Annotated in this window: 12 protein-coding genes and 1 pseudogene; 4 read left to right on the forward strand and 9 right to left on the reverse strand. The window is 61.0% G+C overall.

The annotated features are described in order from the left end of the window. Nucleotides 1-71 precede the first annotated feature (71 nt). The 4 genes from IMCC21224_RS25025 to repA form a co-directional block, all read right to left on the reverse strand. Nucleotides 72-2,255 carry a ParB/RepB/Spo0J family partition protein gene (locus IMCC21224_RS25025; RefSeq protein ID WP_047998269.1) on the reverse strand — a complete coding sequence of 728 codons (2,184 nt, stop codon included), beginning with the start codon at nucleotides 2,253-2,255 and terminating at the stop codon, nucleotides 72-74. 178 nt (nucleotides 2,256-2,433) lie between these two features. Further along, nucleotides 2,434-3,645 (reverse strand): plasmid replication protein RepC, encoded by a 1,212-nt coding sequence (gene repC / locus IMCC21224_RS25030; RefSeq protein WP_047998270.1) that lies wholly within the window; start codon nucleotides 3,643-3,645, stop codon nucleotides 2,434-2,436. Between the two features lie 182 nt (nucleotides 3,646-3,827). Continuing rightward, a complete protein-coding gene (gene repB, locus IMCC21224_RS25035) occupies nucleotides 3,828-4,820 on the reverse strand; it encodes a plasmid partitioning protein RepB (protein ID WP_047998271.1) in 993 nt (330 codons plus the stop codon). Continuing rightward, nucleotides 4,820-6,004: a plasmid partitioning protein RepA gene (gene repA, locus IMCC21224_RS25040; RefSeq protein WP_047998272.1), complete on the reverse strand. Its 1,185-nt coding sequence runs from the start codon at nucleotides 6,002-6,004 to the stop codon at nucleotides 4,820-4,822. The genes repB and repA overlap by 1 nt, the downstream gene beginning before the upstream one ends. A 228-nt stretch (nucleotides 6,005-6,232) precedes the next feature. Here repA and IMCC21224_RS25045 point away from each other — a divergent pair, with 228 nt between their 5' ends. Both IMCC21224_RS25045 and IMCC21224_RS25050 read left to right on the forward strand, forming a co-directional pair. Continuing rightward, nucleotides 6,233-6,460, forward strand: a complete 228-nt coding sequence (locus IMCC21224_RS25045; RefSeq protein WP_009503866.1) for an AbrB/MazE/SpoVT family DNA-binding domain-containing protein — start codon at nucleotides 6,233-6,235, stop codon at nucleotides 6,458-6,460. After that, entirely contained in the window at nucleotides 6,450-6,845 is a 396-nt protein-coding gene (locus IMCC21224_RS25050) for a PIN domain-containing protein (protein ID WP_047998273.1), read from the forward strand. Before IMCC21224_RS25045 ends, IMCC21224_RS25050 begins: the two co-directional genes overlap by 11 nt. A gap of 78 nt (nucleotides 6,846-6,923) precedes the next feature. On the opposite strand, the gene IMCC21224_RS25055 is transcribed toward IMCC21224_RS25050, so the two are convergent. Next, complete coding sequence (locus IMCC21224_RS25055) at nucleotides 6,924-7,808, reverse strand: recombinase family protein (RefSeq protein ID WP_047998274.1); 885 nt, start codon at nucleotides 7,806-7,808, stop codon at nucleotides 6,924-6,926. Nucleotides 7,809-7,996: 188 nt separating this feature from the next. Further along, nucleotides 7,997-9,136 (reverse strand): tyrosine-type recombinase/integrase, encoded by a 1,140-nt coding sequence (locus IMCC21224_RS25060; protein ID WP_231582182.1) that lies wholly within the window; start codon nucleotides 9,134-9,136, stop codon nucleotides 7,997-7,999. A 126-nt stretch (nucleotides 9,137-9,262) separates the two neighbouring features. Between IMCC21224_RS25060 and IMCC21224_RS25065 the strand changes: the two genes are divergently transcribed. Next, nucleotides 9,263-10,147 carry a DUF1403 family protein gene (locus tag IMCC21224_RS25065; protein ID WP_047997797.1) on the forward strand — a complete coding sequence of 295 codons (885 nt, stop codon included), beginning with the start codon at nucleotides 9,263-9,265 and terminating at the stop codon, nucleotides 10,145-10,147. A gap of 47 nt (nucleotides 10,148-10,194) precedes the next feature. Then, nucleotides 10,195-10,807: pseudogene (locus IMCC21224_RS25070) on the forward strand (SMC-Scp complex subunit ScpB). Between the two features lie 16 nt (nucleotides 10,808-10,823). Here IMCC21224_RS25070 and IMCC21224_RS29085 read toward each other — a convergent pair. From IMCC21224_RS29085 to IMCC21224_RS25075, 3 genes are read right to left on the reverse strand one after another with little or no spacing between them, the layout of a single operon-like run. Continuing rightward, nucleotides 10,824-11,522 (reverse strand): TniQ family protein, encoded by a 699-nt coding sequence (locus IMCC21224_RS29085; RefSeq protein ID WP_082135457.1) that lies wholly within the window; start codon nucleotides 11,520-11,522, stop codon nucleotides 10,824-10,826. A gap of 25 nt (nucleotides 11,523-11,547) precedes the next feature. Next, the gene (locus tag IMCC21224_RS29090; RefSeq protein ID WP_082135458.1) at nucleotides 11,548-11,832 is read right to left on the reverse strand and encodes a TniQ family protein; all 285 of its coding nucleotides are present in this window, start codon (nucleotides 11,830-11,832) and stop codon (nucleotides 11,548-11,550) included. Beyond that, nucleotides 11,829-12,404, reverse strand: a complete 576-nt coding sequence (locus IMCC21224_RS25075) for a TniB family NTP-binding protein (protein WP_231582228.1) — start codon at nucleotides 12,402-12,404, stop codon at nucleotides 11,829-11,831. Before IMCC21224_RS25075 ends, IMCC21224_RS29090 begins: the two co-directional genes overlap by 4 nt. Between the last annotated feature and the right edge of the window lie 56 nt (nucleotides 12,405-12,460).

Below are 12,460 nucleotides of genomic sequence, written 5' to 3' on the forward strand. Positions count from 1 at the left end.
ACTCATCTTATTGATATTGTTATGTTATAGGGTGATTGGGGGCGGAATGCCCGCCCCCCTGCTGGAACACGTTACTCTGCGGCCAGCATCGACGCGCCTTCAGCAGGCAAGTCATCCGTCAGGAATGCAGGAAGGTCAGCCTTACTGACGCTGTCGGCCACTTCGGCATCGACATCCGCCCCCTGCCTTTCGGCATGGCCCTCACCGTCCAGCGCCACGAGATCGTTCCGGCGCAGGACCTCGGGCAACCAGCCGCTGCCCTTCAGCAAGCGCGCGGCCTCACTGGCCATCTCGCCTTTCTTCAGGTGATCGAGGAGTTGGGCAGTCCCCTCCCCTTTCGCCTCGCGCACGGCCTCGAGGATGCGGGCCTTGGGCACGCGGTTGAGATAGGTGTCCACCGTCGGCTCCCATCCCGCCTCCACCATATCGAGACCTGTCGCGCGCGCCACGAGATCGGCATGCGCCATACGACGGGTCAGTCCGCCTGCGGAGATGCCTGCCCCGTATGGGTTCACCTTCTCATGCAGCGCATTGACGCCGAAGCTGAGGCAATGCGCCAGCAAGGCCAGCCGACTGCCCTGGTCGAGGACCGTCAGATAGTCCCAGAGTGCTGCATCATCGCCAAGCGGCAGATCGGCTTCCCATTCCGCGTGACGCTCGTCGACCAGCTTTGCCACCACGCTGTCCTTCAGATCGGGCGCCTGCGCCGACATATAGACCTGACGCACGGATGCCTCGAGACAGCTGCCCGAAGCAGAGGAGGTGCGGAAGGTGTCCGTCACCAGCTTCAGCAGCAGCAGCGTCAGCGCGACATCCGGCGAGCGCCCGATCGCTTCACGCAGCGCCAGCGTCCGGTGGGCCGTCAACTCCATGACCAACCGCTCGGGCAGTGGCTTCAATGCCCCGTCGTCCTCATCCTCCGGCAGGTCGCCGCCAATCGGCTGGCCTCCCGACATGATGACGGTTCCTCCATGAGCGGCACTGCCATGGCCATCGGTGAAATCACGATTATCCGCCTGCCCCGCCGCCGCAGGATCCGTACCGTCCTGGACCGCGGTCTCGTCAACGGGCTCATCCTGTGGACGCACATAGCCGCGATAGACTGCCAGAGCGCCGTAGCGGTCGAGCGTGACGAACGCCCCTGCCCGCCCGATCTCCTCCGCGTCGAAGATCAACGGCCGGGTCTCGATCTTTTCCATCTCCGTTTCCAACACGCCAAGCCGCGCGTCGATCTCTTCAGGGATATCATCCTGACCTGCGTATTCTTCTTCCAGCGCCCGGTACTCGGCGAGCAGCTTGGCATGGGCCGCGCCTTCGTCATCCGTCATCGGTGCCGGATCGCCGGACAGGGACCGCAGGCCGTGGCTGTAGCCGTAGGGCAGGTCGAGTGCGACCTCGATCCACTTCCAGCCCTCAACTGCAACCGTCTCTGCCTCGGCCTGGAGTTTTTCCGTTACCAGCCGATCAAGCAGGGCAGGGTCTTCGAGCCAACCTCCATCATCGCCTTGGAACAGGTCATGCAGCATCGTGCCGCCCGCCGCTTCATAGGCATCAACACCCACAAAGACTGCGCGTCGGTCAGACGCCCGGACCGAGGTCTCGGTCAGCATGCGCCGGATTTGGAATGGCTCCTTGTTCCAGGATGAATGGATCACATCCCAGACCTGAACCTGACGCGCGTGATCGGGGTTCACGGTGAAGGCCATAAGCTGCTCCAGCGTCATGCCATCCTCGGCGTAGACCTCAAGCAGGGCAGGGGCGACGGAGGCGAGTTTCAAGCGCTGCTTCACGATCTGTGGCGTCACGAAGAAGGCCGCAGCAATCTCTGCATCGCTCTGACCCTTGTCGCGGAGGGACACAAACGCGCGGAACTGGTCGAGCGGGTGCAAGGCGACGCGCTGCATGTTCTCGGCCAAGGAATCGTCCTCGGCCAGGATGTCGGACGCAGCATCGCGCACGATGCAAGGAATGGGCGTTGTCTTCGACAACCGCTTTTGCTTCACCAGCAAGGACAATGCCTGGAACCGGCGGCCCCCGGCCGGTATCTCGAACTTGCCGGTCTCGGTACCATCGTTAGCCAAGACGGGCCGCACGCTCAGGCTCTGCAAGAGGCCGCGGCGGCCAATGTCTTCGGCCAGTTCCTCGACGGACACGCCAGCCTTGATGCGCCGCACATTGGACTGGCTCAGCACCAGCTTGTCGAAAGGGATATCCCGTGAAGGGGACATGGTGATTTTCTGGACAGCTTTGGTCATCAGATCTTCTCCACGACGGGCGCCGGAAGCCACTCTCCCGATCTCACTTCCCGTCACCCTCAAACCAACACTCCTTTCCCTCTAGCTACCCTTTGTTCCCGCACCGGTGGAGATAGTTCACAGCTGTGAACTTTGGCAAATGAACGGTCGAGGCGATAGGAGTTCACAGCTGTGAACATTACGCCGCACTCCGTCGTCCGATTAGCGCTATGACCATCGGCCCGCAGGAAAACTCGCCCGCCGCGGCTTTGGACGTCAACGCCCGCAAGTATCCACCCGGTGATCTGATGTCGGAAAAACGTTCAAGCATAGCCACGACGACGATCGAGGCTTGCTCTGGTCCCATGAAGCGTTGCGCTTCTTCCCAAGCGGAAACACTGATCCCCATGGCCGGCCGTACATGACAAGCCGCGTCGAAAAGTTGGTGCCAGTGTCGAATATCGCCCTGATAGAAAGTCTTGAGCGAGGGACAGCCGGCGATTACCAGGTGGAGTGGGATTTTCGGCACCCGCCTCGTGTCAGGCTCTTCAAGGTCAGCCACGGGCTCACCCGTATCATCATCAGGCACGCCACCCGCCGCCCCGCCTTTTTCTAAGGCAGTTTCAAGATCTATAGATTCTTCATTTGAATTATGATGATGACGCTCAAAATGGGCATCATTGGTGTTCATTTCTTCTGTTTCAGGACCATCAATGACGTTGCGTGCATGATCAAGAAGGGTCTCCAGTTCAGTCCGGAATGCCGACAGATCCTCAAGCGAAAGCTTGCGGCGAAGAGCGCGGGCCGTGAGAGCGGCCGTGTCGCGGAGCTGGTCCCATAGGCCAAGCCCGGGCTGGATCTCCTCGCCGAACTCCGCCAGAGCGGCCAGGTCGCGACGCATGAGGCTCACCACCTCCCTCAGTCGCCGCACACGGTCCTCGGCCTCACGCACGGCCTCTGCGGCCCGTGCAATCTCCTCTGCCCGGCAATAGAGCGGGGAGAGGTCAAAGCCGAAGGCCACGCGATCTTCACCACGCTTGCGCACATACCGCTTCCCATTTGGGCTATCGCGCCGCATGAGCAAGCCTGCCTCTACCAACCGGGCGAGGTGACGACGCATCGTCGAGCAAGGCATCCCGTTCAGCCGCTCGCAGATCGCCTTGTTGGATGGGAAGACGACCATTTCGGTGTTCCCGCCAAGCGCATCATCCGGAAAGAAGCTGAGAAGCCCCTGAAGAACGGTCAGATCGCGCTCGGAAACCCGAAAGGCGGCCTGTGCCTTGGACAGCTCGCGGAGGAGCTCCCACTTGTTGACGGGCTTGCCAGGAACAGACGCCTCAGGACGCTCGACCACGCGCAGATGGGCGTGCGAGATAGGCCGCATAAACGGCGAAATCGGTGTGTAATCCATGATGTCGTTCACGAAGGCATAGAAAAACTGTTCCGCGAATCACATATGACTTGCGGTTTGCGCGCTGGCCCACTACCTTGAAAGTGCTAAGATCAAAGTTGGGGTCTCGTGGAGCGCAAGCTTTGCGGGACCTTTTCTTTAGCCTGTACCGTGCCTCCTTTTTGTTGCTGCTCTGCCTCTCTTCATGTCTCGCGTTTCCAGCGATCGTGAAGCTCTTCGAGGACGTCCTGCGCGCGGGCATCAAGCCACTCCGCAAAGGCATCATCCACATCCGTCAGGTCCAGGCGAAGCGCCCGGCCAGATCTCTTGATCGCGCCCACTGGCGTGCCATCAATGACAAGGGCAGTGGTCTTCGATCTCGGCTTCTTGCCGAGCGTCGGACTCACACTCTTTTTTATGTGCCGTGCAACGGCTTCAAAAGCCGCCACCGAAGGATCAACCTTAGGATCCTCGTCGGCCTGTTCGCTCACGGCGGTCTTGGCACGAACATCAAGAGCAACCCGGGATAGTTCGTCGATATCGATCCGGCTGTCGGAAAGCTCTTTCGCTAGTGCTTCCCATCTGGGACGGCCGACGCCGTGAGCCGGTCCGATTGCGTGGGCCAAGGCAGTTCCGATCGCCTTGGCAACAGAGACCGACATCGATACCGCCGAGCGGGTCACGTTCAGCACCTCGGCAATCTGTGCCTGAGAGCCAAAGCCACTATCGAGCAGTTCTTGAGCGAAGAGGGCACGCTCGATGTAGCTCAGGTCACGTCTACCAGTGTTTTCTGAGACTTGAGCGCGCAGTGCGGCGGTATCGTCCAGGTTGGCTATGAGGGCGCGAACCTTGCTCACTTTGTCGGAGGCACGAATGGCCTCAAGACGGCGGCGTCCATAGACGAGGAGATACCGATTGGGGTCGGTCGGATGGCGCCGAACAAGGATGGGCACAGTTTGCCCGTTTTGTTCAATCGACGCGCGAAGATCGTGCACATCCTTTGGATCGAGGCGGTCCGAGTATCGCTCGTCTTGGATCTCGACCGGATCGAGCTCCCAGACATGGTGAGCATCGACAGCATCACGCGCCGACCGCAGGGCCCGATTGCTTGACATCATGCTACCGGGGGCAGGGGACGTCCCCGCCGCAGCCAGACTATCGAGCATGGACATGCGCTTTTTCTTGCTGTCGGTCATCAGCGCCCCCAAGTCTTCTGAATGAGCTGGGTAATCTCGTCGTTGACCGCATTCAGGCTTTCAATGGCTCGGTCATAGGTCGTCCGAGTGAAGGCGCTGCGTTCGACCTCGTAAAGGGTCTGCTTGGTCAAACCGGCATCCGAGATGGCCGTCGACTTGAGCATCGGCGCGTTCAAGACCTTGTCGCCATACATCGTCCGCAAGAAGGCAACGATACGGTTCTGCGGTGCGTCTGTCGGCTCATACCGGGTCAAGAGATACCGCATCCAGTCATGCGACATGTCTGCTCCACTGTCGGCAATGACGTCCATCAGGTCGGCCGTCATTCTGAGAAACTGGCTCATCGACATCACGTCGAGCATCTCGGGATGGATCGTCACGAGAACGCCTGTCGCGGCCGACAGCGCGGACATGGTCAAAAATCCGAGCTGCGGAGGACAGTCGATGACGACGACGTCATATTGCTCATCGACCTGCGCCAGCGCCTCCTTCACACGGAAGAAGAACAAACCCGCGTTGCCGCGAGAAAGTGCCCGTGGCGTCTCGTGCTCGAACTCCATCAGTTCGAGATTCCCAGGAATCAGGTCGAGGTTCGGGATGTATGTCTTGCGGATCACCTCGGCGATCGGAACCGGGTCTTCATAACGAATCGCATCGTAGAGCGTACCGCCATCCAGAAGGTCGAATTCCGGCTGAACCCCATGCAAGGCCGTAAGTGAAGCCTGCGGATCAAGGTCGATCGCCAGGACACGGTAACCCTTGAGGGCCAACCGTTGAGCAAGATGCGCCGAGGAGGTCGTCTTTCCGGACCCACCCTTGAAGTTCATCACGCCGATGATCTGCAGATGGTCACCGGCGCGACGACCGGGCAGGTAGTCTCCTGGCTTTCGAGCCGTTTTCTCCAACAAAACCCGCAATTTATGGATATCTTCAGCCGAATAATGCCGCCGGTTCCCCGATGAAACTTCTGGCGACGGGCCCTTGCCATCAAGGTGGAGCTTTCTGAGGTATGAGTCGTTGACGCCCAGCAGAGCAGCAGCTTCCCCAGAGGTGAATTTGCGCATAGACTTGGATGCGTCGGGCGGGAACAGGCTCTCACGCTGCGAATGCAGCTGCGCCGCCAGCAACTCGGAGTGCTGACGGATCACGGCGTTCAGGTCTTCCTGTGTATCGGCTCTGCTCATCTGCCCTCGCGCGACCCCTTTTTCTTGCTGGGGCGTGTTCACGGATTATGGCGTTTAGTCGCCCTTTTCCGTGACTATTGCCGGAGGAGTCAGATTCGTGCAAGCTCTTTCTAAATGTGGTGTCAGCCGCTGCGTGATGCACAAGAGTGGCTCGGGTTCGTGGGCAGGCTTGTCTTAGGAACCTTTTGGATATACATTACAAGACGTATATCCGCATGGGAGGTCAAGATGCAGGTCGCAAAATGGGGTAACTCGCTGGCCGTCCGTTTGCCCGCAGAGCTCGTCCGAGAGCTTGGTCTCAAGGAGGGTGATCAGATCGACCTGGTCAAGGACGACGGACGGGTCAGAGTCCGTCGCCTTGCTCGTGCGGATGAGGTGCTGACCGGCCTGCGCCGCTTCCGGGGCAAGTTGTCCGCAGCAGAACGTCTGAGCCGCGACGACGCGCATGAGCGCTGAGTTTGCGGACACGAATGTCGTTCTTTACCTGCTCGACGACGGTCCGAAGGCCGATCGCGCCGAGGTCATCCTGGGGCAGGGGCCCCGGATCAGCGTTCAGGTTCTAAACGAGTCACTGGTGAACTGCCGCCGCAAAGCTGGCCTCAGTTGGGAGGAAGCAGCGGCCTTTCTCGAAGGCGTGCGCGCCTTGTGTCCCGTCGAGGATCTCACCGTGCAGACCCATGATGTCGGCCGCGCTTTGGCGGAACGCTACGGCTTCTCGATCTACGACGCGATGATCGTGGCCAGCGCTTTGGTTGCGGGGTGTACCACGCTGTGGAGCGAGGACATGCAAGATGGCCTGCTGGTGGAAGGCCAGCTTCGCATCGTCAACCCCTTTGCATGAGCGGACGGCTTCTGAGTCTGGTGCTGGCCTTAGCCTTGTAATCCTTCCATGTCGTGCATGATTTGCGGGGTTTCTGTACTACTCAAGCAGCCCTAGCCTCTCAGCCCGCTCCAGTAGCATCTTAACCGAAGAAGGCTGCCATCTCGTTCGGCCACGTGGTGTGCGTTCGCGCATAGATTCCAGCCGTTCACAGATCGCTTGAAGCGTGATGTCGGGATCCGCGCCCTTGATGCCAGCAATAATGGCGGGCAGGCGATCGTCCGTTTCGCGGCGCCCGGCGCGGGCCAGCACCTCGGTAGGAAGGAAGCCGTCGCGGACATAGGCCTTCACAGCGCGTATCAGGCGGCTTTGGGTCCAGCGACGCGCCTCGGGCAAGGGGCTGTTGATGATGCGCAAAACGTCTTCCCAGGCCAAATCAGGGCGCAACCGGCGCACATGCGGCACCCAATCTTGTGCCGTCTCGTTCAGACGCTCCATGTAGCCGTCCTGTCGCGCCAGCCGCACCTTGCGAAGTGCGGCTGGGTCTTTGGCCCGCAGCCCAGGGTTCCCGCCCACGCGTCCCTTTGTGCGCGCGCTGGCGAGGCCGGCCTTGGTGCGCTCCCGGATCAGGGCGCGCTCGAACTCGGCCGCAGCGCCCAGGACCTGCAGCGTGAACTTGCCTTGCGGAGAGGCGGTGTCGATGGGGTCTTGGATAGAACGAAAGAACGCCCCCTTGGCCTCCAGCCGCTCGATCACCTCCAGCAGATGCGACAGCGACCGCGCCAGTCGGTCGATCCGAACGACGACCAGCGTGTCGCCTTTGCCGATGCGTTCCAACACCCGCGCAAGCACCGGTCGCGCACGATTGCCGCCCGAGGCCTGTTCTTCATGGATCTCGGCGCAACCCGCGGATTTCAGGGCCTGCGACTGGGGCAGGGGGGTCTGATCTTCGGTCGATACGCGGGCATAACCGATCAGGGGCATCAAAACAGTCTTTTTGCAGTTTCGTATATTATTAATAAACGACCGTTTGAAAACAGATGCAAGGGCGTGCTCAGTGGCGCTCGTCATCTGTCGCGTTTAGTTCCCGATTTCAATTGAAGCAGTAAGCTGAAACTGAAGCGCTGGAATTTCACCTTAGCGCTTCACCAATGGGTCAAGAATCCTGAGCTTCACAGCCCTGCGGCTTTGGTCAGGTTCACCCGGAACCTGTCGCGCCTGCGCTGATAGCGCCGGGTCATCTCGGCCGACGCATGTCCGAGTTGCTTTTGAACATAGCGCTCATCAACCTCTGCCGACGAGGCGAGCCCGGCACGCAAGGAATGCCCCGAGAACATTGCCAACCGTTTGGCTTCCGGCAAATCGGATCTGATGCCACTCTTCATAACGGTTGCCTTGATCAGTCGCGCTATGTGCTTGTCGGAAAGGCGGGACTCGAGGGCACGCTTGCCGTCCCGCGAGGTGCGCACGAAGACCGGCCCAAAGTCGATCTTCGCAAAGTGTAGCCATTGCTCAAGCGCGTGGACGGGACAGGTCTGGCCGCTTGAGCCACGCCCGACCTCAACCTCGCGCCATCCGGTCTTGGCATTGAGGGTGAGCAGGGCGCCGCCGTCGAAGACTTCGACCCAGCCGCCGGAGTCCGGTGTATCGTCCTTATGCACATCGAGGCAGACCACCTCCGACCGGCGCAGGCCACCTGCATAGCCCAAAAGCAAGATCGCCCGGTCTCGGAGCCCGCGGAGATCGTAGGAAAGGGTGGCCACCATGGCCTGGATGTCCTCAGGCAGGATCGCTTCCTTCTGGACCGGCGGGCGCGCATGCTTGCGTTTGATCCCGGCCAGAACGGTGGCGATATGCCGGTCCTTGCGATCAAGAGTGAACCCGCGCTGTCTGTAGTTCCAGGCAAGCCCCGAGAGACGGCGCTCGATCGTGGAGACCGAAAGGGTAGGGGCCTTCCCGGTTGGTGCAGCCAGATCAGCCACATAAAGTCCAATCATCTCGGGCGCGGGGGGCAGAGGTTCCGTGCCTTTCAACCGGCACCAGCGGCTGAAGTGTTTCCAGTCGGCCGCATAGGCCTTGTTCGTGTTCCCGGCTGTCGAGGCCTCGGCGTAGCCACGGGCGGTATCGATCAGCCGGTCGAGTGCGCCGGAGCCGGCCACATTGGCGGGCAGGGCGATTGAGGCTCGGTCCCGAGAGGTTCTCTTGTCGTGTTCGTCACCGTTCAACGAGTCATAGGACGCTGAGCTCGAAATCTCTGCGCCAGACGCGTCGGAATCCTCGATTTTGGTGCTGTTATTCGTAGGACTGCTCATGTTTTCGAGCATATCATTTTTACGCCCGATAATGCAAGATTATCGGACATCATGGCAAAAGATAGAGCGAGGCGTTTTCTGTGCTATTTTCTGGAGCAAAGCGCCGCGATGGTTTAGGCTTCAGTCATGACATTTGCCCGACCGGAACACTCCATCGACACAGACACTCTACCCCGGATGCCCGCATGGGTCACCTCGGCACGTCCTGAAGCCTTTGAAGATGTGGCGTTTTTGTCAGGTGCAGCGCTTACTCACCTGTATCATGTGTTTGCACGAGACGATGTCCCCCAAGCATTGTTGCGGGACCGGCTGGCCCTGCACGCCGCAGAGGCATGCGTGGCGCTTTCCGGTCGGATGGAGAGGGCGGGGGAATTGCGCGACGCGGTGCACCTCCTGCGTCCCGGCGACCTTCCCGGTCCGGCAGGCGAAACCTACCTTGCCTGGCGTCGCGCGGTGGAACGGTCGGTGTCGGTCAAGGCTTTGAGCCGAGCTTTACCGACCATCGAGTCTTGCCAGATCGCCACGTGGCTGGATGCGGGAAATGGGGCACCGCTGACCCGTACCGCGGTGGTGCTGGATGCTGTCCTGACGGAGGCACCCCGTGCCGAAGTCCCGGCGTTGATCCTCGCGGACGCCGCCCTCGCCCAGGCGCTTGGTTGGGATCATGTCGTGCCGCTGCTGGCCGCGGGTTTGAAACGCACAGACCTGCGCAAGCGGGGTGACGATTTGCGCCTAGCCTGTCATCGCGCAGTGACCGCATCCGCGGTCGAGGCCGCGCGTCTGGCTGTCGATCTCGCGCGTCGGGCTTCGCTTTTGAAAGGAGTTGCACCAAAGCTTCGGGCCAAGGGGGCAGGGGCGGCGGTGAAAATATTCCTGACGCAGGACGCCGTGGCGCCCAGTGCCCTGCCTTTGCCGGACCGCGCGGCGCGGCGGCTCTGTGACCGGCTTGTCGATCTCGGCGCGGTCCGCGAGCTAACCGGGCGCGACACATTCCGGCTCTACGGGGTGTAGCCATGAGCATGGACAGCGAAAGTGGGAACCGGTTTCGCGGTTCGGACATGCGACCGGAAAGGAAGTCGAAGGATCGACCAGAAGCTGAGCTTGATCGCGAGTTGCTCGACCTGCCACCGGAGTTGCGCTGGCGGGAATGGATGCGCCGGATCGAGGCGGTGCTGTTTGCCTCTGCCTCGCCTGTACCGCGCGAGGATCTGGCGCGCATAGTGGGGCAGGGGACTTCGGTTGATCTGCTGTTGGAAGACCTTGCCGCTGATCTGGAAGGGCGGGCGTTCGAGATTGCCATGGTCGCAGGGGGGGTGGATGTTCCGGACGCGGCCTGTTTACGCGCCTGCGATCCGCGCCGCAGCGGATGTCGGAGACCAGTTGCTGGACCTGAACGAGTTCGACGTCGCGATTTTGGCGGCCATCGCCTACCACCAGCCGATCACCCGCGATGGGCTCAAAGACATCTTTGGCAAAGAGATCAGCCGGGACCTGATCGGAAGGCTGCATGCGCAGGGTCTGATTGGAACTGGGCCGCGCGCGCCGCGTCGTGGTGCCCCCTATACCTTCGTGACCACAGACGCGTTCCTCTCAGCTTTCGGGATGGAGAGCTTGCGCGACCTGCCAGACGCTGAACAGCTGAATGACGCTGGGCTGGCCGCGCGCCCTTGAAACCTGCTTCAGACCATCAGGGCACCTGCCGCTGCTGATGGAGCCGCGCGGCCGCCTGAACGAGATCCGCCAAATGCGGGCCAGCGGTGGTAGAGCAAGGCCCAGCTTTGGGCCGAGGCAGGACGGCATCGCTGAAGGATGTGACCAGTCCGCTCCAAGCTGGCGCAGCCTGAGCGACGCGTTTCCAATAAGAGATCGCGGGACTTCTTCGCGTTCCGAAAGGCGTCGACCGCCCTTCCGTCAATTGCCGAAGCAGATGATAGCGATCTCGATGAGGGAGGCGCGCGATGGACATGCGCTGTTTACCAAATTGAAAGCAGGCTGATCCAAGAAGGTCCGGGAGAGATCGCCCCTCTGCCATTCGATGCCCTGCTGCATGCAAACGAAGCAGATCGTCGATCAGGCGCTCCAGACGCCGAACTCCGTTGGCGGCGGGACGGGTGCGTTTGCAGAGGGCCGCGCCGCACCAGGCGCAGATCTGATGCGGCACAAGACGCTTCTGGCTGAACGGAGCCAATCCTTGTCCGCAAGACGGGCACCTGTCTCGAAGCCGACAACCGTGACGAAAGCAAGAAACGCGTGTCGCCAGGCTCCAGCCTCGGCGAAAATAGGGCGTTTCGTCTTCCGCCAGACAGGCCGGGCAGAATTGCAGCCAGGTCGCCTGCGTCTTTGGTGCGCAACTCTGCTGAGGCGATGCCCGCAGGGGCAAACGCAACCGGGCAAGGGGTCAGGAGCAATGGTCAGAGCCGCGATGTCTTCCAAGGGTATGTGGTATGTTCTCCCAGAAACTGCAGAATGCGATCTGGCATCGCTCGATCAAGACGTGCCGACCAGTTCTGACCTGGCGCTCCGAGAAGCGCACCAAAATAGTGCGGAGGTATGCCGTTTGCGTAAGCGAGGCGGTGCAGCCAGCTCGACAGAAGTTCACCTGGTGCGGGCATAATGCTCATGGGCCAACGGTTTCCCGCCGCGCCTTCATACCGCTCTGCAGGCGTCACGGAGATCCCGGTCGGCCCAAACCTCATGTCATCTCGTGACGCAAAGCGGAATTGCGGCGCCTCGAGAGAGGCACATAGCCAAGGTCCGACAGGGTTGCGCCCGTGATCCGGTCCTCACCGCGCGAGATTGCCGCAACTGCCGCCCTGGTGACTATTTCGATAACCTCGCCGATCAGCCCCTCTGACAGATCGTGGATGATCTTTGCCAAGGGTTCGCGCGACAGATCGGAGGCATTGGCTAGCGGCAGACTTACCTCAAGGCTGTCCAGAAGTGTCGCGAAATCCTCGTCATACGCCCAGCGTGGAATGGGGATCGTATCGAAGCGTGAGCCCATTTCGTCCGTGTCATGCACCGCATCGTAGATCGCGATTTCGCCGACAAGGACGGGTGAGATGTCATGCACTCGTGCGATCCGCCGCAAGAACGAGAAGATGGCCTTCACATCCTCGCGCCGCCCGCGCAACGCGCTGTGGAACTCGTCGAAGATCAAAAGGCGCGGCTTCAGGCGCTCCAGAAGATGATCGACCTGATCGCCGGCGCGGGCCAGGCTGCGCCAGCCAGCGGCTTGTGGCGCGCAATCCGGACAGGATGCTGGCATAGAAATGCGACAGCCCTGCACCTTCCCGGGTCTGAATCACCCACACCTTTTGCTGC

The sequence above is a fragment of the Puniceibacterium sp. IMCC21224 genome (assembly GCF_001038505.1).
Taxonomy (GTDB): Bacteria; Pseudomonadota; Alphaproteobacteria; order Rhodobacterales; family Rhodobacteraceae; genus Puniceibacterium.

What these genes read in the sequence shown, in the direction of transcription:
- IMCC21224_RS25060 (WP_231582182.1), bottom strand. Translation starts at nt 9,136, where the DNA reads ATGAGCAGTCCTACGAATAACAGCACCAAAATCGAGGATTCCGACGCG.
- IMCC21224_RS29090 (WP_082135458.1), bottom strand. Translation starts at nt 11,832, where the DNA reads ATGAGGTTTGGGCCGACCGGGATCTCCGTGACGCCTGCAGAGCGGTAT.
- IMCC21224_RS25045 (WP_009503866.1), top strand. Translation starts at nt 6,233, where the DNA reads ATGCAGGTCGCAAAATGGGGTAACTCGCTGGCCGTCCGTTTGCCCGCA.
- repB (WP_047998271.1), bottom strand. Translation starts at nt 4,820, where the DNA reads ATGACCGACAGCAAGAAAAAGCGCATGTCCATGCTCGATAGTCTGGCT.
- IMCC21224_RS25065 (WP_047997797.1), top strand. Translation starts at nt 9,263, where the DNA reads ATGACATTTGCCCGACCGGAACACTCCATCGACACAGACACTCTACCC.
- IMCC21224_RS25025 (WP_047998269.1), bottom strand. Translation starts at nt 2,255, where the DNA reads ATGACCAAAGCTGTCCAGAAAATCACCATGTCCCCTTCACGGGATATC.
- IMCC21224_RS25075 (WP_231582228.1), bottom strand. Translation starts at nt 12,404, where the DNA reads ATGCCAGCATCCTGTCCGGATTGCGCGCCACAAGCCGCTGGCTGGCGC.
- repC (WP_047998270.1), bottom strand. Translation starts at nt 3,645, where the DNA reads ATGGATTACACACCGATTTCGCCGTTTATGCGGCCTATCTCGCACGCC.
- IMCC21224_RS25050 (WP_047998273.1), top strand. Translation starts at nt 6,450, where the DNA reads ATGAGCGCTGAGTTTGCGGACACGAATGTCGTTCTTTACCTGCTCGAC.
- IMCC21224_RS25055 (WP_047998274.1), bottom strand. Translation starts at nt 7,808, where the DNA reads ATGCCCCTGATCGGTTATGCCCGCGTATCGACCGAAGATCAGACCCCC.
- repA (WP_047998272.1), bottom strand. Translation starts at nt 6,004, where the DNA reads ATGAGCAGAGCCGATACACAGGAAGACCTGAACGCCGTGATCCGTCAG.